Genomic DNA, 24,109 nt, shown 5'->3' with positions numbered 1-24,109 from the left:
GGCACCCCGGTCTACGCTGTGGCGTTAGAGTTTCACGGTCGGCGCGCCGCGGAGCACGCATACCGATGTCTCATCGGGGCGGGAACGCGAGAATCTCGGCAACGAGGCGGGGAGGCATCAGGATCGTGACGCAGGTGATCGAACGCCGACCTCCGGTCCCCGCGCCGCGACTGCGTACGTGGTACGGCGGCCTGGGGCTGGGCCTCGCGGTGCTGCCGGTCGTCGTGGCGTTGACCGGCTGCGCGGAACCCGACGACGGCCGCGCGTTGGCAAAGGTCGTCGCGGAGGAGCAGGCGGATCTCGTCGGCAAGGGCCTCGGGTACCGCGATCGGGTTCGCAGCGCCGAACACATCGCCGCCACCGAGATCCCCGCGCAGACGCAGGGTTATGGCTGGACCGCCCGGCTCGCGCCGCTGCACTGGTCCGGACGGGTCAGCGGCGGCGAGCGGGCCACGATCGACGTACGGTTGGACGTGACGGTGGAGGCAGAGCCGGCTTCGGGCTTCGCCAGCAGCGGCAACTCTGCTGGCCAAGCCGGTCGCTGCTACCGCTACCAACTCCAGTTGTATCGCTACACCACCCACGACGAGGTCGACTGCCCGGCGGCAGCGCTCCCGCCGGAGCCGAGCGCCTCGCCGATCCAGCAGCTGCCGAAAGACGCCCATGACCGGCTCTCCAAGGCTCTGCGCACGGCCACCCCGGCCACGCTGGACAGCGCGGTGCGGTCGGCCTTTCCCGAGGAGTACGTCTCCGTCGACGTTGCCCTGCACGAGGGTTGGCTCGTCGCCGCCGTGGGCGTCCCCGCCGAGCGGGACTGTCTTCTCCTGGTCAGATCGCCCGTCGGCGCCATCGTGTCGCCCGGATACAACCGCACCTCGTTGGAACCGGGTGAGCTGGGGTGCTCGACCGGCCTGTTCGAGTCGCCGCCGCGCTGACCGGGTGCGCGCCTCCTCCGCGCCCTCGGCGACGACTCGCGCCAGGGTGTGCACCGTGGGTATTGGGTATCGGCGCCGCTGCCCCAGGCCCGCAGTTGTTCGCGGTCGGCGTACCGGGTGGGGTGGTGCCCGGCCGGCGGAACATCGAGGGTGTACTGATGGATGCCGCTTTCGTCCTCGTACACAGTCCGTCGGTCGGGCCACTGACCTGGGCACCGACCGCGCAGCTTCTCGAAGGCTCCGGAGCGGTGGTCATCGTGCCGTCGCTCGTCGGCGTCGCGGATGCGCGGCCGCCGTTCTGGCGGTCTGTCGCCGGGACGGTCAGCGCGGCGATCGACCGGTTACCGCCGAACCAACCCGCCGTGATCGTGACGCACAGCAACGCCGGCCTGTTCGTGCCGGTACTCGTCGAGGCGACCAGTCGGCGGGTCGCCGGCTGCCTGTTCGTCGACGCGGCACTGCCGCTACCTGCCGGGCCGACGCCTGTCGCGCCACCTGAGCTGCTGGACTTCCTACGCCCGAAAGCGATCGGTGGCCGGCTGCCGCCGTGGACGACGTGGTGGGACGAATCCGACGTCGCACCGATGTTCCCGGACACGCGGACGCGCGACGCCGTCTCGGCCGAACAGCCTCGGCTCCCGCTGAGCTACTACGAGGAACTCCTGCCCAACCCGCCCGGCTGGGAGAGCCGGCCGTGCGGCTATCTGCTGTTCGGCCCACCCTACGAGCGCGTCGCCGACGACGCGAGGCAACGAGGCTGGGCCGTCGACCACGTTCCGGGCAGGCATCTGCACCAACTGGTGGAGCCACGCACCGTGACCGACCGCATCATCGCCATGACCGACGAATGGCGTCGGTCCGGGCACTGACGCCCCCACCGTCCCGGCGGACACCGGTCCGTTACACGGCCCCGGACAGGTACTCCCGGCGTCGCCGCGGTTCGAACTTCTCGATCGCGTACCGCAGCATGACCCGGGGCATGACCCGGTAGTGCCGGGTCAGGAACTCCTCGGCCGCCGCTCTGTCGCGGTTGCCCACCTCGCGCAGCATCCAGCCCACCGCCTTGTGCACGAGGTCGTGCGGGTCGTGCAGCAACCGTTCGCCGAGCCGGAAGGTCCAGTGGAAGTCTCCGGCCCGGACGAAGGCGAAGGTCGCCATGACGGCGATCCGCCGCTCCCAGACCAGGCTCGACCCGGCCAACCGGTCCAGTACGCTCCGGTCCCTGTCGATCAGCCAGGGCCCGACGATGTACGGCGCGGACGAGTCCACCAGGTCCCAGTTGTTGATGTGCCCGGTGTTGGCCAGGGTGAGGTCGAAGATCCGGCCCCGCTCCGCCTCGTCCCCCTTGGCGAACTTCCGCACCAGGATGAGGAGTGCGGTCAGCCGCTCCTCGTGCACGCCGCTGGTCAGCAGCTTCGTCGTCTCGGCCAGGGAGAGCTCGCGCCAGTACCGGCCGGCCACCCTGCGCTGTTCCGGCACGGTGACGCCGATGGCCCGGTCGCCCTCGCCGTAGCCGCCCGGAACCATCTGGAGGAACCGGCTCAGCTGCGCCGCCCGGCGCGGGTCGGCGAGGCTGGCGAGTTCGTCACGGACGTCGGCGGAGCTGGCCACGACTGTGCAACCTACCGCGACCGCCGCGGCGCGCCGGTGCCGCTCGCGTGCGGTCGGCGCGCCGAGCGACGCGGCACGCTGCGGCGTTACGCGGACTCGCCGACGAAAAGACAGACATTCGTCACCGTGACTGATATAGATCGACGCCTTGTAAGGCGGGATTACCACCACTTAGCGTGGATGAGTGATCACTGCTGCACGGGCACGTTGATCCATGCGGGTCGAGGTCCGATTACTGGGTGCTGTACAGGTGTTCGGCGACGGTCGGCTCGCGGCCCTCGGTGCGGCGAAGCGCCGGAGCATGCTCGCCGGGCTGGCATTGGAGGCCAACCGTTCGGTGTCGCTCGCCCGACTCTCCGAGATGGTCTGGGCGGAGCCGCCGCCACGCTCGGCGATCGCGAACCTGCGGAGCCATGCCGCGGCGCTGCGCCGGATCGTCGGCGACCGTCTGGTGGCCGAGCGCGGCGGGTACCGGTTGCGCCTGGAGCCTGGTGAGCTGGACGTCGACGACTTCCGGCGGTTGGCCGGGACGGGCCGGGACGCGCTCATGGCGGGCGACCCCCACCTGGCGGCACCCCGCCTCACCGCAGCGCTTCGGCTCTGGCGGGGTCGAGCCGGCGAGGGACTGCCCGTCGGTACGACCATCGACGCCCGGCTGACCAGCCTCGACGAGCAGCGCCTACACGTCATCGAGGACCTGGGAGAGGCACGACTACGGCAGGGCCGGCACATCGAGGTCGTCCCGGTACTACGCCAACACGTACACGGCCATCCGCTGCGGGAGCGGGCCTGGGGCCAGTTGATGCTCGCCCTCTACCGTGGTGGGGACGCCGCGGCGGCGCTGGGTGCGTACCACGAGGCTCGGACGGTGCTGGGCGAGCAACTCGGGGTGGAACCCGGCCCGGAGCTGACCCAGCTGTACCGGGCGGTGCTCAACCGGGCACCGACGCTGGACCCGCCGGGCGACCGGACCGCGATCGCGCTTGCCGGGAGGGAGTCTCGGCAGTACTCCGGCGCGCCACGGGAGCTGCCGCCGGACGGGGTGCAGTTGGTCGGCCGGAGCGCCGAGGTCGCCGAGCTGGTCGCGGCCGTACGAGCGGCGGGACGGTTACCCACCACCGTGCTGGTCTCCGGCCCGGGCGGCAGCGGAAGGTCCGCACTGGTGGTCCGGGCCGCACACCTGCTGGCCGCCGACTTCCCCGACGGCCAGGTCTACCTGGACCTACGTCGGTCCTCGGCTACGGCCGGAGCCGTGCTGCCGGTGGAGGTGGTGGCGAGGGTACTCCGGGCGCTCGCCATGGCCCCCGACCCGGCCGACGGGCTCGACGAGCTGACCGGCCGCTACCGGTCCGTTCTGGCCCGGCGTCGGGTACTGGTCGTGGTCGACGACGTCGAGCACGCCGCTCAGGTACGTCCGCTGGTGCCGGCCGAACCGGGCTGCGCGGTCTTCGTCACCTGCCGACGCCGGCTGCACACCCTGAACTGTGTACGACACGTCTCGCTGGACCCGCTCGCCCCGCCAGACGCGTACGCGCTGCTCGCCAGCCTCGTAGGGGTGGCGCGACTCGACGCCGAACCTGAGGCCAGCGCCGAGCTGGTGCGGTTGTGCGCCGGGCTGCCGCTGGCGTTGCGGGTGGCCGGAGCACGGCTCGCCAGCCGACCCGAGTGGCCGGTCGCGCTCCTGGCCGAGCAGCTCGGTGACGAGCGGCGCCGGCTCGACGTGCTGAGGTACGAGGACCTGTCGGTCCGGGACAGCGTCGCCGCCGGCTACCAGGCGGCACATGCGGCCGACGAGCTGACCGGGCAGGTCTTCCGACTGCTCGGCGAGCTGCCCTCCCCGGTGTCGCCCGAGCAGGTCGCGGCACGGCTGGGCGTGTCGGTATCCCGGGCCTGGGCGGCGTTGGAAGGTCTGGTCGACGCGCAGTTGACCCACCCAGAGGCGCGGCGCGGCTACCGTCCGCTGCCGTTCGTTGCCGAGTACGCCATGGAGTTGGCAGCCCAGCCGGTGGCAGCGGTGCCGTCGGCCGACCGGGTCGATACCGCCCGATAAGTATCTCGACGATAGCGGCAAATATATCTCTGTCCCCTATCTTCGACCCCACGTGTCTACGTCGGTGCTGAGGGTGATGGCTGATGGGGAAGCTGCGCGGGGTGCTGGCCACCGTTCTGTTACTGGCCCTGGTGGTCACGCTCGGCGGGGTGGAGGCCCTGCCAACCCGGGAACCGACGCCGAGCGGGGCCGCTGGCGGCGAGCGCAACGACGGCGGGTGGCTGTCCCGGTTGGGTGAGGCGGCGCGGGGCCTGGTCGGTGCCGCTGGGCCGCGCCGCGAGCGGTCGGAGCCGGTAAGTCCGGGGTTGGCGGTGGATCAGGCGACACCGGCTGGCCGGGTGGTGAAGCCGGCGAAGCGGGTACGGGAGTTGACCGGCCGGCGGTCGGCGACGACGCGGTTCTTCGAGATGTCGGATGGGCGGGTCCAGGCGGAGGTGTCGACCGGCGCCCGGTTCTACCGGGACGCCTCGGGTCGGTTCCTGCCGATCGACACGACGGTCCGATCGGTCGGTGCTGCCGGGTACGCGAACACGAGTAACACCTTCGCCAGCCGGTTCGGGGTACGCAGCGACGACCTGGTCCGGTTCGAGTTGGGCGGTGAACGGGTTCGACTGGGGCTGGCCGGTGCCGGGCGCAAGGTCACGCCCACCGCCGAGGGGGACACGGTCACCTACCGGGATCTGGTCGACGGGGTCGACGTCTCCTATGAGGTGCTCGGGGATGCGCTGAAGGAGTCGATCATCCTGAAGCGCGCCTCGGCGGCCACGTCGGTGACGTTCCGGCTGGATCCGGGACGGTTGTCGGTGTCCCAGCGGGACGACCAGGCGATCGAGTTCCGGGACCCGGACAGCGGGCAGGTGCTGCTGGTGATGCCGGCGCCGTTCATGTTCGACTCCCGGGACGACGCGGAATCGCCGTACGGGAAGGCCTGGAGCGACCGGGTCACCCAGCGGTTGGACACCTCCGGTCCGGTGCCGACGCTGACCGTTGCCGCCGATCCGGCGTGGCTGGCCGACCCGGCCCGGGTCTTTCCGGTGACGGTGGACCCGACGATCAAGATCCAGCCGACGACGACACAGTCGGCGGACGCGATGATCACGTCGGACGATCCGACCGGCAACTTCGACGGCAACTGGCGGCTCTCGGTGGGGACCACGACATCGTCCCGGGCGCGCAGCCTGGTCAGGTTCAACCTCGCCGGTATCCCGCTGAACACGGCGATCGACTCGGCGTCGTTGGAGATGTACTTCGACCAGGACCACACCACCGGCGGCTACGACGTGCCGTTGGAGGCGCGGCAGGTGACGGCGCCGTGGTCGGAGTCGACGGTGACCTGGAACTCGATCAACGCGAGCATGGGCGCCGGGGCGGCGACCGTGGTCACGGTCGACGACACCGACACGGCGAAGACGGCGGTCAGTGGGGACTGGCCGGCGTCGGCCAACACCGACTACACCCGGTACGCCGTCAACGGCACCTACAGGTACAACAAGAACACGGTTGCCGGTGAGACGTTCACCTGGATTCCGACCCTGCCGGAGGCCGGGACGTACACCGTGGACGCGCACCACGTGACCGCGTCGGACCGGTCGACCGCGGCGCCGTACCGGGTCGCGCACACGGGCGGGACCACGTCGAAGACGGTGAACCAGCAGGTCCCGGGGGTCGCGGACTGGGCCACCCTGGGGACGTACCCGTTCACGGCGGGTACGACCGGTCGGGTGGTGTTGGGTGATGCCGGGGTGTCCGGTTCGGTGGCGGTGATCGCGGACGCGGTGCGGTTCACCAAGGCCGGCGCGGTGAAGAAGGCCGGCGAGTCGAGTGTGTGGCACCGGTTCCCGGTGACCAACGTGGTCCAGTCGTGGCTGACCGGCACCGCGAACCACGGGTTCATGCTCAAGGCGGCGAACGAGGCGATCCTGGGCCGGGGCGGTCCGCGCTACGAGGCGGCGGAGTACGCCTACAACGGCGAGAACGAGAACACCCCTAAGTTGATCATCAACTACGGCCGACCGGGGGTGTCCCTGGATGCGCCGACGACGATCCACGCCACCGGCGCGGAGTTGGACTGGTCGGCGTACTCCGGCAGCGACATCGTCGAGTACCAGGTGCACCGCAGCGTGTTCCAGACCTTCACCCCGTCGGCGGCGACGCTGGTGGCGCCGGTGTCCAAGACGGCGACGAGCTTCCGCGACACCACGGCGACCCCGACCCCGGTGGACTCCACCGACCCGTTCGGGCAGGTCTACTACTACATGGTCGCGGTGAAGACCAACGACGGGGCGGTGATCCCGGCACCGACCCAGATCGCCCGGCTGCCCCGGGCGGGGCGGATCGTGCGGGTGTTGCAGGGCGACGCCACTGACACCACGTTGACCTCGGCCCAGCCGTCGAGCGGGCACGACGTGCTGGCCGGCAAGCCGTGGCTGATGGTGGGCAATGACTCCACCACCTACGGCACGGCCCGGACGGTCGTCCGGTTCCCGGGTGTGTCCTCCATTCCCGCCAACGCCCGGATCCTCGGGGCCGAGTTCGAGCTGTGGTCGGCGACCACCCCGACCACCGGGGGTGCGACCTACCAGGTGCACGCGCTCACCCGAGGGTTCGACGAGGCGAGCGGCTCCTGGGACGACGCCGCCACCGGAACGCCATGGGTGGCCGAGGGTGGGGACTACGATCCGGCGGTACCGGACACGGTCACCGGGGTCACCAACGACCCGGCGTGGCGGAGCTGGTACGTCGAGGACGTCACGCAGCGCTGGGTGTCCGGCACGACGCCCAACCACGGTCTGTTGGTGCGGCTGGCGGACGAGACCGGCCCGGCCGAGCGGATGCTCTTCCTGTCCAGTGAGGCGGCTGAGCCGCAGCTGCGACCGAAGCTGGTGGTCACGTACACCGTGCCGACCACGGAGCAGACCTACCACGCGCCGGAGACGCCGCAGCAGATGGCGCCCGGCAGCGCCTACACGGTGCCGGTGACGGTGTCGAACCCGACCACCGGCACCTGGTCGGCGGCGGACTGGGAGCTGTCGTACCGGTGGGCCCGGGCCGACGGCCTCCCGCTCGACGACCCGGCCAGCCAGGCCGTGACCCCGTTGGGCCGGGACGTCACCGCGGGGGACGCCGTAACGGTGTCGGCGCAGGTGAGAACGCCGTCGTCGAGCACGGAGGGGAACAAGCGCACCGACTACGTCCTGCAGTGGGAACTGCACAACAAAGCCACCGACGAGTGGTTGTCGGCCGTCGCGCCGATCACCTCGCTAAACCAGACGGTGGCGGTGGCGGAGCCGACCTCCGACCAGCTCGGCCTGGAGAAGTTCTACTCGTACGCGCAGCAGGAAACCGGTGCCGGCGGCACCCTGCGGAACAACCTGTTCGCCGGCAACACCGTCTGGTCGTACGACGCGTTCAGCAACCCGTCCCGAGGGCTGTCGACCTTCGTCCGGTTGGCGTACAACTCCCTCGACACCTCCGACACGGTCGCCGGGTACGGCTGGTCGTTGCAGGCGTCGTCGCTGATGCGGCTCGGTACGCCGCTGGACTTCCACCCCAACCCCAACCCCAGGACGGTGACGCTGACCGACGGCGACGGTACGAGTCACTGGTTCACCTGGAACGACGATGCGCAGGAGTGGGTGAGCCCGAAGGGCGTGCACCTCTACCTGCAACGGTTGGTGGCCTGCGGCAACAGGACGGAGGAGTCCCGGGCCTGGCAGTTGACTCGGCCGGACCGGACGAGGTTCTTCTACGACTGCGACGGCTACCTGTCGGCGGTGGTGGACAACAACCTCAACGAGACGTCGTTCACCTACGAGGAGCGGAGGTCGAACAACAAGCCGACCAAGTTCCTCAGGTATCTGACCGACCCGTCCGGTCGGCGGACGCTGACCGTCGACTACTACGCGAAGGGTCAGACGTACGACTACATCGACGACACGACCTGGACGCGGCGGTCGGCCTCGAACCTGACGAACCCGCACATCATCGACCACGTCTCGCGGATCACCGACATCTCCGGACGGCGGTTGACGTTCACCTACACCGACAAGGGGCTGCTGGGTGAGCTGGTCGACGGTGCCGGGTCGACCAATGGTGATCCCAAGCTGTTCAGGTTCGCCTACGACATGACCCAGGGGAACAAGAACGTCAAGCTGGTCAAGGTCACCGACCCGCGCGGCAACGCGACGAACCTGGCGTACTACTCGCCGCCACAGGACGACCCGAAGTTCCACTGGCGGACGAGGACGTACACCGACCGGCTCGGGCATCCGACCCAGTTCGCGTACACCGATCCGGACGGGCCGCAGGGCGACACCATCCACACCACGGTGACCGACGCCGAGAACCACCCGACCAACTACCAGATGGACGGCTACGGCCGGCCGGTCCAGACCACGGACGCGAAGCAGCAGGTCACCAAGCTGGGCTGGGACGACGACCACAACGTGGTCCGGAGGGAGGAGGCGAACGGCGCCGTCTCCACCTGGCGGTACGACCAGAAGACCGGTTACCCCCTCGAAGTCAGGGACGCCGAGGCGGTCCGGAACGGCACCCCCGGCACCACGTTGGGCTACCAGGCCCAGTTGAACGGCTACGTCGCGGACCTGGTCAGCAAGACCAGCCCAGAGGGTCGCCGGTGGACGTTCGGCTACCAGACCGACGGCGATCTCGCCTGGGTGGTCGACCCGTTCGGCAACACCACCGCGGATCCGGAGGACTACAAGACGTCGTACACCTACGACGACTGGGGGCAGGAGCTGACCGCGACGGACGCCAACGGCAACACCACGCGGCACGACGACTTCGACGCCAACGGCTACCCGCGGATCATCACCGACGCGCTCGACAAGCGCACCACCTTCGAGTACGACGAGCGCGGCCAGGTGCTCACGGTCACCGACGCGCTGGGCAAGACGACCACCCAGACGTACGACACCTTCGGTCGGCCGCTGGAGAAGCGGGTACCGAAGAAGCAGGACGAGGGTGAGTTCATCGTCACTCCCGCCCCGGTTTACGACCCGAACGACAACGTGGTCGAGTCGACCTCGCCGAACGCGGCGGTGTCGAGGGCGGTCTACAACGCCGGCGACGAGCTCGTCGAGTCGTACGCCCCGGTCGACAAGGCCGGTGACCCAGAACGGAAGACCTCGTTCACGTACGACAGGGCCGGCAACCTGATCACCACCACCGAGCCGAAGGGCAATCTGACGCCGGAAGAGGGCGACTTCGTCACCACCAACACCTACGACGAGATCTACCAGCGCACCAGCGTGACCAACGCCGAGGGGCACCGGATCAGCTACGAGTACGACAACGTCGGCAACGTGGTCACGGTGATCGACCCTCGGAAGAACGCCACGCCGGAGACCACCGACTACACCACCAGGTACGCCTACGACCTGGCCCGTAGGGTCACCCGGACCACCGACGCGCTGGGCAAGTTCACCACCAGCACGTACGACCGGGACGGCCTGGTCACGGCCACCACCGATGAACTCGGCAACACCACCACCACGGTGCTGGACCCGCGCGGCATGCCGGCAGAGGTCAGGGTGCCGCACGAGACGGTCGGCGGCGCCACCACCTATCGGACCACCCAGTACCGCTACGACGAGGCCGGCAACCGAACGAAGGTGATCAGCCCCCGAGGAGTGGCGACCACCGACGACCCGAACGACTTCGCCACGGTCACCGTCTACGACGAACTGAACCGGGTGAAGGAGACCCATACCGCGTACGACGAGGACGACCCCCGCTACACGACGGCGGACCGGACCATCTACAGCTACGACGACGTGGGCCGGTTGACGACCCTGTCCGCACCGCCGTCGTCCGGCGAGTCGGTGCGCAACGACACCACCTACACGTACTTCGACAACGGCTGGGCCGAGACCTCGACGGATTCGTGGGACATCCTGACCGAGTACGAGTACAACGAGCTCGGGGCGCAGACCGCCCGTACCGTCATCTCGGCGGGCGGATCGTCGAGCCGGACGATGACCTGGACGTACCACCCGGACGGCAAGCTGCGGTCCCGGGCCGACGACGGCGTGCCGGTCGGTAGCCAGGTGGTGCTGGTCGACAACTCCGACTTCAACAACACCGGTACGACCGGTGCCTGGACGACGGTGACCGATCCGGCGACCGGCAGGTACGGCCACAACTACCAGACGCGTCCGGCCGGCAGCGGCGTCAACAGCTTCGACTGGCGGCTCAACGTGCCACAGGACGGCACGTACGAGGTGTTCGTCCGCTACCCGCGGGTCTCCGGTGCGGCGAGCAACGCCCGCTACACCGTTACCCACGCGAACGGCAGCGCGGCACGGACGATCGACCAGACGACCAACGGTGGCGCCTGGGTGTCGCTCGGCTCCTACTCCTTCAGCGAGGGCGCCGACAAGTTGGTGAGCCTCTCCGACCAGGCGACCGGCACCGTGGTCGCGGACGCGGTCAAGCTGGTCCGGAACAACGCCGGCGAGCCGGACCACGAGAAGCAGGACTACACCTACGGGTACGACCCGAACGGCAACCTGACCAAGATCAACGATGCCAGTCCCGGGGCGCGGGTCGACGAGTACACGGTCGAGTACACCGGGTTGAACCAGGTCGACGCCGTCCGCGAGTTCCGAGCCGGCGAACTGCGCAACACCACCGAGTTCAGGTACAACGAGAACAACGCCCCCGTGTCGATCACCCACGACCGACAGCACGCCGCCTACACCTACGACCCGCGGGACCTGATCTCCACGATCGCCAACGGCGCCTCGGCGGGTGACCCGGACCCGAAGGTCACCAGCTACACCTACACCGACCGGGGTGAGCGGCTGACCGAGGTCAAGGGGAACGGCAACACGGTCGACTACACGTACTACCTGGACGGCCTGGTGCACACACAGACGGAGAAAAGGTCGAACGGTACCCTCGTCGCCGACCACATGCTCGACTACGACCTCAACGGCAACCGCGTCAGTGACGTAGCCAAGAAGATGAACGCCGACAACCACGCGGCGTACCTGAGCACCACGTCGGTCTACACCTACGATCCACGGGACCGGGTCGCGTCGTTGACCAGGACCGGTGACGGTGCTGGCACCGAGACGTACGTGCACGACGCGAACAACAACGTCATCTCCCAGAGGGTCATGGGTGTGGCGTCGACGTTCAACTACGACCGGAACCGTCTACTCAGCACCACCACGGGCCCGGCCACGTCGCGCTACAACTACGACGCCTTCGGTCGGCTCGACACCATCACCTCCGGTGACCAGACGGTGCAGCGCAACATCTACGACGGCTTCGACCACATCGTCGAGAACCGGACGCAGACCTCGACGACGAGGTACACCTTCGACCCGATGGATCGAACCACCACGACGACCACCGACGCGGGAACCGCGCAGGAGAAGACGGTCACCTTCCACTACCTCGGGCTCTCCGGCGAGGTCCTCGACGAGGAGGTCGCCGGGGAGATCGAGAAGTCGTACCAGTACTCGCCGTGGGGCGAACGACTCTCGCAGATCACGTACCGCAGCGACGGCGGCGAGGAGCGCGGTTACTACGGGTACAACGCGCACTCCGACGTCGAGATCCTGACCGACGAGGCCGGCAACACCAGGGCCACCTACGGCTACACCGCCTACGGGAGCGACGACGAGGCGCAGTTCACCGGTGTGGACAAGCCCGATCCGACCGACCCCGACAAACAGCCCTACAACTCGTACCGGTACAACGCCAAGCGGGTCAACGCCAACTCCGACACGTACGACATGGGCTTCCGCGACTACGCACCCAGCCTCAACCGGTTCCTGACCCGGGACAGTTACAACGGCGCCCTTGCCGACCTGCGACTCGGAATCGACCCCTGGAACGCCAACCGTTACGCCTTCGCCGGCGGCAATCCCATCTCCCTCGTCGAGAACGACGGCCACGACTCCTGTAGCTGGAACCCGATGAGCTGGGGTGACTGTGCCGCGGACGCCGGAGACTGGATCGGGGACACCGCAAGCGACGCAGGGGACTGGATCGGGGACACCGCCAGCGACGTCGGAGACTGGATCGGAGACACCGCAAGCGACGTCGGAAACTGGATCAAGGACACGGCCAGCGACGTCGGAAACTGGATCAAGGACACCGCCAGCGACGTCGGAAACTGGATCGACGAGAAAGCGACCGCGGCATGGGAGGCGACGACCGCCTACGTCGCGGAGCAGTGGGACCGGTTCACGGATTGGCAGTCGGCAGTGCTCGGCGATGCGGTGGAGTGGATCGTCACCCAGACCGGCGGAGAGTGCCAGACCGTTTATGGCCTCCGGGTCTGCGAGGAGGGCTGGCTCCCGATGCATTCCCGTGGCGGGACCCAACTGGGCGACACGTTCGTCTGGGACGGCGGCACCATGGACCCGGATCTTGCCACGCACGAGAAGTTCCACCGCGACGAGCAGTGGCGGCGGTACGGTTGGATCTTCGGCGGCATGTACCTGTGGGCGGAGTTCGTAGACCGGAACAAGCCGTGCAACAGGTACGAGGAGGCCGCCGAGCAGGCCTCGAACGGTGGAGGTGGCTACAATTGCTGACCCAACGGCAATGGCTGATGGCTCCCCTGCTCGCGGTGGCGGCCCTACTCGCCTCCGGGTGTGAGTACGTGGCCCCCAGTGACGACATCTACGAGATCGGCGTGGCGCGGATAGGCGACGAACTTCACGTCTTCGCGCCACTCTGCGACGACGAACGGATCGCGAGCGTCGAGGCCATCGACAACACGGCGGCTGCCAAGGAGTCGACCTTCGACCGGGAATCGACCAGATTCACGTACTGGAAGGTGGCGGAGCCGACCGACGATCGTGCCGCGCGGGGTTGGATCGTGGTTGGCGACGACGCCGGCTATCAGAAGGTGAGCGTCCCCGCCGGCTCCGCCATGGAGTTACCGGAGACGCTCGCCGTCATGTTTCGGATCAACGATCCCGAGGCCGGCCATTCGGTCGGGGGCGCTTTCGAGGTAGGCAGGGTACCGACCTATCCGGCTGGCACGGATCCGGAGACCGTGAAGTACGGCTACAATCTCGGCGCGAAGAATGAGGAGCGGCTGACGGCCTCGGAGATCAGTGACCGCTCCAAATGCGCGCTTGACTACTACCGATCCTGATTCTCCTGTCACGTCCAACGGGTCAGGGGCTACTTCAGGGCGCCGGCGGTGAGGCCGGACTGGATCTGTCGCTGGAAGATCGCGTAGACCACGATCATCGGCAGAATCGCCATGGTCAGCGCGGCGAAGAGCCCGGACCAGTCCGCCTCGTAGCCGGCGTTGACCGAGATGTCGGCGATGCCCTGGGTGAGCACCCACTTGTCCTCGGCGTTGGAGAGCAGCACCAGCGGCAACTGGTACTGCGACCACTGCCCGATGATGTTGAAGATCCCGACGCTGATCAGTCCCGGCTTGGCCATCGGCATCATGACCTGGAAGAAGAGCCGGGTGTGCGAGCAGCCGTCGATCATGCCCGCCTCGGCCACCGAGGTCGGCAGCGTCTTGAAGAACGCGGCCAGGAAGAAGACCGTGAACGGCAGCGAGTACGCGATGTAGACCAGGACCAGCCCGGTGTGCGTGTTGAGCAGGCCGAGGTTGTCCACCACGAAGAAGAGCGGCACCAGGGCGAGGAAGACCGGGAAGGCCAGCCCGGAGACGAACAGGTAGTAGATCAGCCGGTTGCCGACGAACTTGTAGCGGGCCAGCACGTACGCGGCCATCGAGCCCAGCAGCATGGTGCCGAAGACGCCGCAGGCGACCACGATCACGCTGTTGACGAAGAACTTGCCGACCCGGGCCTGGGTCCAGGCCCGGCCCCAGTTCTCCCAGCGCAGTTCGGCGGGGAGGGTCCACGGACTGCTGAAGATCTCCGCGGTGTTCTTGAACGAGGCCAGGAAGGTCCAGAGGATCGGGACGATCACGATCACCGCCCAGACCACCAGGGCCACGTGCCCCAGGCTGGAGAGCAGTCGTACCTCGGACCTGACCCGGCGGTCGCGGCCCTTGCCGGCACCGTCGGCCGCCTTGCGTCGCACCGGTCCGGTCACCGGGCGTTCGGTCTGTGTCGTCATCTGGGGTCCCATCTAGTACTCGATGCTCTCCCGCTTGGACACCCGCAGCGTGAGCGCCGCGAAGGTGATGGTCAGGAAGAACAGCGCCACTCCCATCGCCGAGGCGTATCCGGCCCGGCCGTAGATGAACGCGTTGCGGTAGATCTCCATCGCGAGCACCGTGGTGGCGCCGTCCGGGCCGCCACTGTCGACGGAGAGCACCGCGACGATGGCGAAGGCGTCGAACGCCGCGATGCCGAGATAGACCCAGGCCACCTGGAGGGTGTCCCAGAGCAGCGGCAGGGTCACCCGGAAGAACAGCGTGATCCTGGTGGCGCCGTCGATCTCGGCGGCCTCGTAGATCTCGGTCGGGATCGACGCCATGCCGGCCGAGAAGAGGACCACGTAGAAGCCGACCGCCTGCCAGACCAGCACCCCGATGATCGACCAGAGGGCGAGGTTCGGGTTGATCAGGAAGAAGATCGGTTCGAGCCCGATCTTCGTCAGTACGCCGTTGATCAGGCCGGACTCGTCCGGCCGGTACACCATTTGGAAGAGTACGGCGATGATCGCCACCGCCAGGACCTGGGGGAAGAAGAAGACCACCCGGTAGAAGGCGGATCCCCGGACCCCGATTCGCTGGCCGCCCTTGCTGCCGCCGCCGACGTTGAGCAGGAACGCGAAGAACAGCGCGATGGCGATGGTGATCAGCGGCAGGGCAAGCAGCAGTATCCCGTGGTGCTGGACCGCCTTCCAGAAGGCCGTGTCGTTGAACAACCGCTGGAAGTTCTCGAACCCGATCCACTCCGGCGCGCCGATCCCCCGCCAGTTCGTCATCGCGAGCTGGAACGCCTGGGCGTACGGCGCGATCACGAAGACCGAGTAGAGCGTGACCGGCAGGAAGAGAAAGCCGATCACGAACGGGTACTTGCCCTGCCGCATGATCACTCCACTCCGGTCAGTCAGCGCGAGAACTTGGCGACACTGCTGTCGTTCTTGATCGCGTCCGCGCGCTTCTGGATCCGTTCGGCCCACTGCTCGGCGCTGGCCCGGCCGAACATCAGCTCGTTGGTCGCCGTCCGGGCCTCGGTGTCCAGCTCCTTGTACCAGTTGTCGAACATCATGTTGAACACGTTCGTCCCGGCCGCCTTCAGCGCGGCCTGCGAACTGGCCACACCGGGCGGGAAGGAGTAGCCCTCGCTGCCGGCCGGAACCACGGTGGCCGCCCCGACGGTCTCGGTGAAGCCCCGGGCGCCCGCCTTGGAGAGCATCTGCCGCATGTACTCCATGCCGCCGCGCGGGTTCTTGCTCTTGGCCGAGACGAAGTACCCCTCGCCACCGGCCGCCCGGATCGCCCCGGCCGGCAGCTTGTCTCCAGCGGTCAGGCTCGGCACCGGCATGAGCTGGTACTCGAAGCCGGCCGGCGTGTCCTTCTTCTGCTCGTTCTCCAGCCAGTCACCGCTGGGATAGAAGGCGAGCTTGTACTGGTTCTGCCGCAGCTGCACGTCGGTGTGCTTGAGGCCCTCGAAGCTCTTGTCGCCGTACTTGGCGCCGATCTCGGCCCAGGCCTTGGCGGACTGGATCACCGGCTCGGCCTTCCAGGCGTTCGGCTCAAGGTTGTCGATGTTCTTCAGCACGTCCGGACCGCCGACCTTGGCCGCCTGGGTCAGGATCACGTTCCACATGTAGTAGGCCGCGTTCGCCCCGGCGTAACCGAACGGGGTGATGCCCTTGGCCTTGATCTGGTCGCAGAGCGCGGTGAACTGCTCCCAGGTGGTCGGTACGGTCCAGCCGTTGTCCTTGAAGAGCTTGCCGGAGTACCAGATGCCGTAGACGGTCGAGACGTAGTAGAGCACGAAGGGCTTGCGGCCACCGTCCTTCGTGTTGAACATGCCCTGCTCGACGACTCCGGGGATGACGGTGTCCCGGACCTTCTTGTTCGGGTCGTCGACCGACGGCGCGTCCCACAGCTCGGTCAGGTCCTGGAGCTGGTCGTCGTTGACCAGGGCACCGAAGTCGAGGAACTTCTCGCCCGAGTTGTTGACGAACTCCGGCGGGTCACCGGCGGTGAACCGCGGCTGGAGCACCGTGGAGACCGCCTGGGTCGCCTGGTGCTTGATCTCCGCCTTCGGGAACGCCGCCTTGTAGAGCTTCTGGTGCACGTCGGTGGCGTACTTCTCGCCGTACCCACCGTTGAAGATGATCACCTCCAGCGCGGCGTCCTCCTTGACACCGAGCGGGTTGGTGGCGCTCTTCTCCCCGGTCTCCTGCTCGGTGGTGCCTCCGTCGTCACCGCCGGTGGCACAGGCACCGAGCAGCCCGGCGGCCGGGATGGTGAGCAGCCCGACGGCCGCGGCCCGGCGCAGCACCGTGCGGCGGCTGCTGCCCAGCGCCGCCGGCAGCTCAGGCCCGGTCATACTCGACGAATCAACGCGGTCCGACGTGTGGTCGGGGATTGCGGACATCTTCATCTCCTCGGTTGAGAATCGGGTCGGGCCAACCGGACGACTCCGGATGACCGGGACCTGCCAGCGGTGCGGGTTGCGCGCTCCTGCGCGGAGCGATCGGGCCGGAGGTGGCATGCGATGCCTCCGCCGGCGACGGGTCGGGGTCGGATGCGGGTCACGGGCGCGCCTCCCTGATTGCCTTGTGCCCGCCCACCGCCCGGGCCGTCCGCTGGAACGCGGCGTGGGCCCGGTCGTGGGTGCGTTGGGCGACGGCGATGTAGAGCAGGTCGAGCACGACGAGCTGCGGATGCCGGGCGGAGAGCGCGTCCGGCCGGAAGGTGGTCGCCTGGCTGGCGGTGCGCAGCACGATGTCGGCCAGTTCGGCCAGCGGGGACCGGGGGAACCCGGTCAGCGCCACGGTGACCGCGCCGTGACTGCCCGCCTCGGCGAGGGTCTCGATGGTCTCGCGGGTCTGGCCGGTGTGCGAGATGCCCAGGGCGACGTCGCCGGGGCGGAGCAGCGCGGCACCGGCCAACGCCTCGTGTACGTCGTTCCAGGCCCACGCGGCCACGCCGATGCGGTGCAGGCTGAACTGCATCTCCTCGCCGACCAGCGCGCTGCCGCTGGCGCCGAAGATGTTCACCCGGGCCGCTCCGGCGATCGCCTCGGCGGCCCGCCCGACCTCGGCCAGGTCGAGCAGCGCGGCGGTGTCGCGCATGGCCTGGGTGTCCGCCGCGATTATCTGGCCGAGCACCCGTTCCAGCGGGTCGGTCGGTTGGATCTCCCGACCGATGTCGACGGTCCAGCCGGCGGTGTGCGCCCGACCGGTCTCGGCGGCGATCCCGAGCCGCAGGTCGGCGTAACCCTCGAAGCCGAGCGCCCGGCAGAACCGGGTGACGGTGGCCGGGGACGTGCCGCTGCGCTCCGCGAGTTCGACGATGGTGGCCCGGGCGGCGGCGGCCGGGTCGCTGAGCACCTGCTCGGCCACCCGTTGCAGGGCGCCGGTGAACTCGGTGAGCCGGGACCGGACCCTGACCAGCACGCTGTCGGCCGGGGAGAGCCCGGCGGCGGCCCGGCGGTCGGGCCCGGCGTCGACCACCGCGGTCCCCGCGATGTTGTCCGACTCCGGCTCGACCATGGGCACACCCTTCGGAAAAGGAAGTTAACTGTTAGTGGTAAAAGTTCTTACTAACACCCCCCGCTTGTCAAGACGATGGGTGAAGTTTTCAAACTGTTACCTCGGCCGCCCCTGTGCCGGACTACCGGCGCTTGCCCGGAAGAGCCGTACCGAGCAGCATGGACGCCGATCGACTGGGCGCGGGAAAGGCGGTTGCCGGTCATGTCCGACGGCATAGTGGTGGGGCTCGACGTCGGCGGCACCTCAACCCGGGCCGCAGTGGTCTCGCTGGCCGGGGAACCCCTCGGCACCGGGCTGGCCGGCGGCGGCAACCCGACCACCCACGGCGCCGACCGAGCCGCCGAACAGCTCCGGCTGGCGCTGACCGACGCCCTCGCCGAGATCGATCCGGGACTGGCCTGGGCCGGCGTGATCGGGCTGGCCGGAGCCGGCCGGCTGCTCGCCGATCCGGCCGGCCGGCTGGCCTTCGAACGGGTCTGGCAGGAGGTCGGGCTGCGCTGCCGGTACGAGGTCCTCGGCGACGCCCTCGTCGCGTACGCCTCGGGCACCGCCGAGCCGGACGGCACGATCCTGATCGCCGGCACCGGGGCGATCGCCGTCGAGGTACGCGACATGACGCTGGCCCAGGTCGCCGACGGCCACGGCTGGCTGCTCGGCGACGCCGGCAGCGGCTTCTGGCTCGGTCGGGAGGCGGTCCGACGAACGCTGGCCGACCTCGACCGGCACCGGACGCCCGGCCCGCTCGGCACCCTCGTCCTCACCGAACTGCTCGGCTCGGCGGAGGTCGCCGCACGGCCCCGGGACACCGTGGACAGCCTGATCCAGACGGTGACCCGGCGCCCCCCCGTCGAACTGGCCGCACTCGCACCGCTGGTCATCCGGGCCGACCGCGATGGCGACCCGTCCGCCGGGGCGATCCTTGCCGAGGCCGCCCGGCTGCTCGCCGCCAACGTGGAGCGGATCCGGCCCGCTGACGCGCGTACCCCGATCGTGCTCGGCGGCGGGCTGCTCACCGGGGACACCCCGCTGGCCGAGGCGGTCCGCCCGGCGCTGACCGCGCGCTGGCCGGACGCGCCGGTGCGGACCGCCGGGGACGGTGCGCTCGGCGCCGCCTGGCTGGCCGCCCGGGACCTGCCCGAGCTGACCGACCCGGCCGCACTGCACCGCCGGCTGCTCGGCCCGGCCGCCCACTGAGGTCGGTATCAGCCTGCCGCTCCGGGGCTCCTGTCGCTACTCAGGAGGGGGAGGTTGGAAGGTTCATTCGTAGTGATAGCGGCACTGCGCTATCTGCACGGTGTCATCGACGATCCGGTACACCAGGCGGTGTTCCTGATCGATTCGCCTCGACCAGAACCCAGCCCAGTTGCCGCGCAACTGCTCCGGCTTGCCGATGCCCTGGTGGCCGTTGCGTCGGATGTCCTCAATCAAGGTGTTCACTCGCTTCAGCATCTGACGATCTCGCTGCCAGCTCAGATAGTCCTCCCAGCCCCGGCCTGCGAACTGGACCTTCACGCCGCCGACGCCCCACCTGGCATGGCGTCCGGGTCGATCAGGTCACGCATCTCCCCGCCCCCGTTGCGCAACTCTTCGACGGCTTCGTTCAGACGGCGCGCGTTGGCGGGACTGGCCATCAGGTACGCCGTCTCCTTAAGCGACTCGTACTCACGCAGCGAGATGATGACGGCCGCCTCACGGCCAGAGCGGGTCACCACGATCTCCTCCGCGTCGTCCACGACGTGGTCCAGCATCCTAGCCAGGTTCTGCCGGACTTCGGAGTAGGGAACGGTACGCATGATGCCTCCCGGACGCGACGTACATAAAATTGTACAACCCTAGAGAGCGCACGTCAGGCGAGTCCCGCGCCGCCCGACGTTGGCTTACTCGCTCTCGTCGCGTTGGCTGGGCCGGTTCTCGCGGATCCACGCCTCGACGGCGTCTCGATCCCAGATCCGCATGCGGCCGTTCCCGACCGTGTCGATGGGCTCGGGGAAGCCAGGCCGTCGGACGATCTCGGTTGCCCTGGTACGTGATACCCCACCGAGCATCGCGGCGACGTCTGCCAGGGCAACCAGCCTCATGGGGCGACGGTAGGCACAAATGACCTTGCCACTTCGACACCTGCCACATTGACAGTGTCGAAGTGACAAGGGAGGCTGTTGTGCTTGGGCTGTGCCGCTCGTGGAGCTGGGCTCGGGGGCGGCACGTCGGCCCTGGCCTGCCCGGGTGGTCGGATCAACCCGTCCGTTGGCAAGGAGCGCCGGCCACCGGGCAGGCCCGGACGCGACGAAGGGGGGCGCGTGTGTTCCCGGCTACTGCTGGGCCGCCAGGGTGGCGTACGAACGGTTGACCAGGAACTGGAGGAAGTGGCAGCCGGAGACGTAGCACGGCCCGGACCTGTCCCAGGTAGGTCCGGGCCGTTACCGCGGCGGTACCGCGTGGGCGGTCGGCCCTACTTCAACTGGCCGGCGGTCAGTCCGGACTGGATCTGGCGCTGGAACAGGACGTAGACCGCCAGCACCGGCAACATCCCGAGGGTCAGGCCGGCGAACAACCCGCTGAAGTCGCCCTGGTAGCCCTGGCTGATCGCCAGCGCCGCAAGCCCCTGTGCGAGTACCCATTTCGACTCGTCCCCCTGCATCAGCACCTGCGGCAGGATGAACTGATTCCACTGGCTGAGGAAGTTGAAAATCGCCACGCTGACCAGGCCCGGTCGGGCCATCGGCAGCATCACCCGGAAGAAGAGCCGGAAGTGTCCGCAGCCGTCGATCAGCGCCGCCTCGGCAACCGAGGTCGGCAGAGTTCGGAAGAACGCGGAGAGGAAGAAGACAGTGAATGGCAGCGAGTAGGCGGCGTAGACCAGCATCAACCCGGTCCAGGTGTTGAAGAGCCCCGCGTTGCGGACCACGAAGAAGAGCGGCACCAGGGCGAGGAAGACCGGGAACATCATGCCGCCGACGAACAGGTAGTAGAACCCCTGCCGGAAACGGAAATCGTACCGGGCGAAGACGTACGCGGCGGTGGCGCCGAAGAACATGGTCAGGGTCAGCGAGCCGGCCACCACGATCCCGCTGTTCAGGAAGTACTGTCCGATCCGCGCCTCGGTCCAGGCCCGCGCCCAGTTCTCGAAGCGCAGCGCGCCGGGCAACCCCCACGGATCGCTGAGAATCTCGCCGTCGCTCTTGAACGAACTGATCACGACCCAGAGCAGCGGCAGGGTGGTCAGCAGCCCCCAGAACAGCAGGAAGCCGTGCGAGAAGACGTTCATCACGCCCCGCTCGCGGCGGGGTGCCCGGTCGCCGGTCCCGGACCGGCTGTCGGCGCCGACGGCAGGCGGAGCCGACGCGGGAGTGTCGACGGTTGTCACGAGTACTCGATTCGGTCCCGGCGGGTGACGCGCAGCGCCAGTACCGCCACCGACAGGGTCAGGAAGAACATCACCACGCCGATCGCGGAGGCGTACCCGAACTTGGTCTCGGTGCCGAACGCGGTGTTGTACATCCGCAGGCCGATCACGTCCGACGAGTGGTTGGGACCGCCGTCGGTCATCAGCTGGATCAGGATGAAACCGTCGAGCGCGGCGATGGCCAGATAGATCCAGGCGACCTGCACGGTGTCCCAGAGCAGTGGGAGGGTCACCCTTCGCAGCGTGGTGAGCCGGGAGGCGCCGTCGAGCATCACCGCCTCGTAGATGTCCTTCGGAATGGCCTGCATCGCCGCGCCGAAGAGCACCACGTAGAAGCCGACGTTGCTCCAGACCATCACCGCCAACACCGCCCAGAACGCGGTACGCGGGTCGCCGAGCCAGGTCGGCGCGGGCAGCCCGACCGTGCGCAGCGTGGCGTTGAGCAGCCCGTTGTTGGGGTGGTAGACCTCCTTCCAGAGCAACGCGATGATCACCACCGAGAGCACCTGCGGGAAGAAGTAGACCAGCTTGTAGACGCTGGAACCGCGCACCCCGACCACCCCGGCGCTGCCGCGCCGGCCGCCCATGTTGAGCATGCTGGCGAAGAAGATCCCCAGCCCGATGGTCAGGACCGGGAGCAGCACCAGCAGGATCGCGTTGTTCTTCACCGCGTTCCACAGCGCGCCGTCACGCAGCAGCGTGCTGAAGTTCTCCAGCCCGACATAGTCGGCGGAGGCCGAGTAGCCCAGCCAGTTGGTGGTGGAGATCTGGAACGCCTGCAGGTACGGCGAGAGCACGAAGATGCCGTACAGCAGCAGCGGCGGTACCAGGAAGGTGATGATCAGCGGATACTTGCCATGTTTCACGTGACTGACATCCTGCCCACTCCACGCGGGAAGACCTGTCCCCGCGACGATCACGCCGGGGGGCCGGCCGTGCCGGCCGACCCCCGCGACGTCACCCGACGGCCTACTGACGCTTGTACTTCTTGATGCTGCTGTCCGCGGCGATCTGGTCGGCACCCTTCTGGCACGCGTCCAGGAACTCGGCCGGGGTGCTCCGGCCGCTGAAGAACTCGCCGCAGGCCGCGTCCACCAGCTCGCGCTCCAGCTTGCGGTAGTAGTTGTTGTAGACCCAGTTGAACCCGTTGCTGCCTGAGGCGTCCAGCGCCTTGACCACGGTGCTCAGCCCGAACGGCAGGTCGATGCCCTCGGTGGAGCCGGCCACCACGGTCAGGCTGGAGACCTTCCGGGTGAAGTCCTGGGCACCCTTCATCGACAGCATGGTGCGCAGGTACTCCAGGCCGCCGGCCCGGTTCTTGGCCTTGGCCGGGACCATGAACGGCTCACCGGCGGTGCCACGCATCGCCTCGAACGGCAGCTTGTCGCTGGTCCCCAGGCTGGGGGTCGGCGCGACGGACATGTTGAAGCCGGGCGGGGTGACCTTGGCCTGCTCGCTCTCCAGCCAGGAGCCGCAGGAGATGAAGGCGGCCTTGCCCCGGCACCACTCGGTCTGCGACTGCACGTGGTCCAGGCCAGGGCTGCCCGGCATGATGAAGCCGTCCTTGACGATCTGGTACCAGGCGTCCGCCGCCATCTTCATCGGCTCGGACTTCCAGGCGTTCGGCTCCAGGTTGTCGATCGCCTTCGCCACGTCCGGGCCGCCGAACTTGATGGCGGTGGAGAGGACCGGCCAGCTCATGTACCGGGGGTGCTTGCCGGCGTAGGTCCAGGGAGCGATGCCGGCGGCCTTGATCTGCTTGCAGAGCGCGATGTGGTCGTCCCAGGTCTTCGGGTACTGCCAGCCCCGTTCGCTGAAGAGCTTGGTGGAGTACCAGATGCCGTAGGCGGTGTACGCGTAGCTGAGCACCAGGAACTTGCCGTCGTACGACCCGACGTCCACCACGCCCGGCAGCAGGGTGTCCCGGACCTTCTTGCCCGGAATGTCCAGGCTGGGCGCGTCCAGCAGCTCGCCGAGGTCGGCCAGGGCGTTCTGCGAGACCAGGCCGTTGAAGTCGATCTGCCCGGCGCCGGAGTTGTTCACCACGTCCGGCGGGGTGCCGTCGACGAACCGGGGCTGGAGGGTCTTGCTGATCTCCTGGGTCGCCGAGTGCTTGATCGTTGCCTTTGGATATTTGGCGGTGTACATCGCCTGGTGGGCTTTGGCATACTCTTCGCCAAAGCCACCGTTGAAGATGACCACCTCGAGCGGCGCATCTTCCTTGACCCCGAGTGGGTTCTGCTCACTCTTCGTGCCTTCGAGCGACTCGCCGCCGCTCTTGTCGTCGTCGCCGCCGAGGGCGCAACCGGTCAACAGACCGGTGGCGGGGACGGCCAGCAGGCCGGCCGCGGCGGTACGACGGAGAATGTCACGCCTGTTCATTGCTTCTCCTCGGATCCGGTCCAGGTGGACGCCGCAGCCGGTTGGGGCGGCGCCCGCCAACGAGGCTCGGGG

Annotated in this window: 17 protein-coding genes; 6 read left to right on the top strand and 11 right to left on the bottom strand. The window is 68.4% G+C overall.

Features of this window, described 5'->3' with window-relative positions; translation table 11 throughout:
- Positions 1–125: 125 nt before the first annotated feature.
- Entirely contained in the window at positions 126–935 is an 810-nt protein-coding gene (locus ABNF97_RS29735; protein ID WP_349340548.1) for a hypothetical protein, read from the top strand.
- A 158-nt stretch (positions 936–1,093) separates the two neighbouring features.
- Positions 1,094–1,804, top strand: coding sequence for an alpha/beta hydrolase (locus ABNF97_RS29730; protein ID WP_130465574.1), 711 nt, complete (start codon positions 1,094–1,096; stop codon positions 1,802–1,804).
- Between the two features lie 31 nt (positions 1,805–1,835).
- On the opposite strand, the gene ABNF97_RS29725 is transcribed toward ABNF97_RS29730, so the two are convergent.
- Positions 1,836–2,546: a DNA alkylation repair protein gene (locus tag ABNF97_RS29725; protein WP_349340547.1), complete on the bottom strand. Its 711-nt coding sequence runs from the start codon at positions 2,544–2,546 to the stop codon at positions 1,836–1,838.
- Positions 2,547–2,796: 250 nt separating this feature from the next.
- On the opposite strand from ABNF97_RS29725, the gene ABNF97_RS29720 reads away from it, so the two are divergent.
- From ABNF97_RS29720 to ABNF97_RS29710, 3 genes are all read left to right on the top strand, one after another.
- Positions 2,797–4,596: a BTAD domain-containing putative transcriptional regulator gene (locus ABNF97_RS29720; protein WP_165436575.1), complete on the top strand. Its 1,800-nt coding sequence runs from the start codon at positions 2,797–2,799 to the stop codon at positions 4,594–4,596.
- Between the two features lie 83 nt (positions 4,597–4,679).
- Positions 4,680–13,169, top strand: a complete 8,490-nt coding sequence (locus ABNF97_RS29715; RefSeq protein ID WP_349340546.1) for a golvesin C-terminal-like domain-containing protein — start codon at positions 4,680–4,682, stop codon at positions 13,167–13,169.
- The gene (locus tag ABNF97_RS29710; protein ID WP_130460435.1) at positions 13,163–13,738 is read left to right on the top strand and encodes a hypothetical protein; all 576 of its coding nucleotides are present in this window, start codon (positions 13,163–13,165) and stop codon (positions 13,736–13,738) included. Before ABNF97_RS29715 ends, ABNF97_RS29710 begins: the two co-directional genes overlap by 7 nt.
- A 29-nt stretch (positions 13,739–13,767) precedes the next feature.
- Here ABNF97_RS29710 and ABNF97_RS29705 read toward each other — a convergent pair whose 3' ends face one another.
- The 4 genes from ABNF97_RS29705 to ABNF97_RS29690 all read right to left on the bottom strand — a co-directional run bounded on the left by ABNF97_RS29705 (position 13,768) and on the right by ABNF97_RS29690 (position 18,252).
- The gene (locus tag ABNF97_RS29705; RefSeq protein ID WP_130460436.1) at positions 13,768–14,688 is read right to left on the bottom strand and encodes an ABC transporter permease subunit; all 921 of its coding nucleotides are present in this window, start codon (positions 14,686–14,688) and stop codon (positions 13,768–13,770) included.
- Between the two features lie 12 nt (positions 14,689–14,700).
- Positions 14,701–15,609 carry an ABC transporter permease subunit gene (locus ABNF97_RS29700; protein ID WP_130460437.1) on the bottom strand — a complete coding sequence of 303 codons (909 nt, stop codon included), beginning with the start codon at positions 15,607–15,609 and terminating at the stop codon, positions 14,701–14,703.
- 20 nt (positions 15,610–15,629) lie between these two features.
- Entirely contained in the window at positions 15,630–17,084 is a 1,455-nt protein-coding gene (ngcE, locus tag ABNF97_RS29695) for an N-acetylglucosamine/diacetylchitobiose ABC transporter substrate-binding protein (RefSeq protein WP_130460438.1), read from the bottom strand.
- A 205-nt stretch (positions 17,085–17,289) separates the two neighbouring features.
- Positions 17,290–18,252, bottom strand: a complete 963-nt coding sequence (locus tag ABNF97_RS29690; protein WP_130460439.1) for an SIS domain-containing protein — start codon at positions 18,250–18,252, stop codon at positions 17,290–17,292.
- A 201-nt stretch (positions 18,253–18,453) separates the two neighbouring features.
- Between ABNF97_RS29690 and ABNF97_RS29685 the strand changes: the two genes are divergently transcribed.
- Complete coding sequence (locus ABNF97_RS29685; RefSeq protein ID WP_349340545.1) at positions 18,454–19,446, top strand: N-acetylglucosamine kinase; 993 nt, start codon at positions 18,454–18,456, stop codon at positions 19,444–19,446.
- A gap of 63 nt (positions 19,447–19,509) precedes the next feature.
- Here ABNF97_RS29685 and ABNF97_RS29680 read toward each other — a convergent pair whose 3' ends face one another.
- The 6 genes from ABNF97_RS29680 to ngcE (ABNF97_RS29655) form a co-directional block, all read right to left on the bottom strand.
- A complete protein-coding gene (locus ABNF97_RS29680; protein ID WP_130460441.1) occupies positions 19,510–19,764 on the bottom strand; it encodes a Txe/YoeB family addiction module toxin in 255 nt (84 codons plus the stop codon).
- Positions 19,761–20,045: a type II toxin-antitoxin system prevent-host-death family antitoxin gene (locus ABNF97_RS29675; RefSeq protein WP_130460442.1), complete on the bottom strand. Its 285-nt coding sequence runs from the start codon at positions 20,043–20,045 to the stop codon at positions 19,761–19,763. Before ABNF97_RS29675 ends, ABNF97_RS29680 begins: the two co-directional genes overlap by 4 nt.
- A gap of 84 nt (positions 20,046–20,129) precedes the next feature.
- Positions 20,130–20,330: a DNA-binding protein gene (locus ABNF97_RS29670; protein ID WP_130460443.1), complete on the bottom strand. Its 201-nt coding sequence runs from the start codon at positions 20,328–20,330 to the stop codon at positions 20,130–20,132.
- A gap of 371 nt (positions 20,331–20,701) precedes the next feature.
- Positions 20,702–21,517, bottom strand: coding sequence for an ABC transporter permease subunit (locus tag ABNF97_RS29665; RefSeq protein ID WP_130465575.1), 816 nt, complete (start codon positions 21,515–21,517; stop codon positions 20,702–20,704).
- Positions 21,518–21,612: 95 nt separating this feature from the next.
- Positions 21,613–22,521 (bottom strand): ABC transporter permease subunit, encoded by a 909-nt coding sequence (locus ABNF97_RS29660; protein ID WP_130460444.1) that lies wholly within the window; start codon positions 22,519–22,521, stop codon positions 21,613–21,615.
- 103 nt (positions 22,522–22,624) lie between these two features.
- Positions 22,625–24,037, bottom strand: coding sequence for an N-acetylglucosamine/diacetylchitobiose ABC transporter substrate-binding protein (ngcE, locus tag ABNF97_RS29655; protein ID WP_349340544.1), 1,413 nt, complete (start codon positions 24,035–24,037; stop codon positions 22,625–22,627).
- Positions 24,038–24,109: the final 72 nt, after the last annotated feature.

It is taken from the genome of Plantactinospora sp. B6F1 (assembly GCF_040120695.1).
Classification (GTDB): domain Bacteria; phylum Actinomycetota; class Actinomycetes; order Mycobacteriales; family Micromonosporaceae; genus Plantactinospora.
The sequence above is the reverse complement of the archived record's forward strand: the minus strand, read 5'-3'. Positions and strand labels throughout refer to the sequence as shown.

Coding starts and splice junctions, on each gene's coding strand:
- ABNF97_RS29730 (WP_130465574.1), top strand. CDS start 1,094: ATGGATGCCGCTTTCGTCCTCGTACACAGTCCGTCGGTCGGGCCACTG.
- ABNF97_RS29715 (WP_349340546.1), top strand. CDS start 4,680: ATGGGGAAGCTGCGCGGGGTGCTGGCCACCGTTCTGTTACTGGCCCTG.
- ABNF97_RS29705 (WP_130460436.1), bottom strand. CDS start 14,688: ATGACGACACAGACCGAACGCCCGGTGACCGGACCGGTGCGACGCAAG.
- ABNF97_RS29700 (WP_130460437.1), bottom strand. CDS start 15,609: ATGCGGCAGGGCAAGTACCCGTTCGTGATCGGCTTTCTCTTCCTGCCG.
- ngcE (WP_130460438.1), bottom strand. CDS start 17,084: ATGACCGGGCCTGAGCTGCCGGCGGCGCTGGGCAGCAGCCGCCGCACG.
- ABNF97_RS29690 (WP_130460439.1), bottom strand. CDS start 18,252: ATGGTCGAGCCGGAGTCGGACAACATCGCGGGGACCGCGGTGGTCGAC.
- ABNF97_RS29685 (WP_349340545.1), top strand. CDS start 18,454: ATGTCCGACGGCATAGTGGTGGGGCTCGACGTCGGCGGCACCTCAACC.
- ABNF97_RS29675 (WP_130460442.1), bottom strand. CDS start 20,045: ATGCGTACCGTTCCCTACTCCGAAGTCCGGCAGAACCTGGCTAGGATG.
- ABNF97_RS29670 (WP_130460443.1), bottom strand. CDS start 20,330: ATGAGGCTGGTTGCCCTGGCAGACGTCGCCGCGATGCTCGGTGGGGTA.
- ABNF97_RS29665 (WP_130465575.1), bottom strand. CDS start 21,517: ATGAACGTCTTCTCGCACGGCTTCCTGCTGTTCTGGGGGCTGCTGACC.
- ngcE (WP_349340544.1), bottom strand. CDS start 24,037: ATGAACAGGCGTGACATTCTCCGTCGTACCGCCGCGGCCGGCCTGCTG.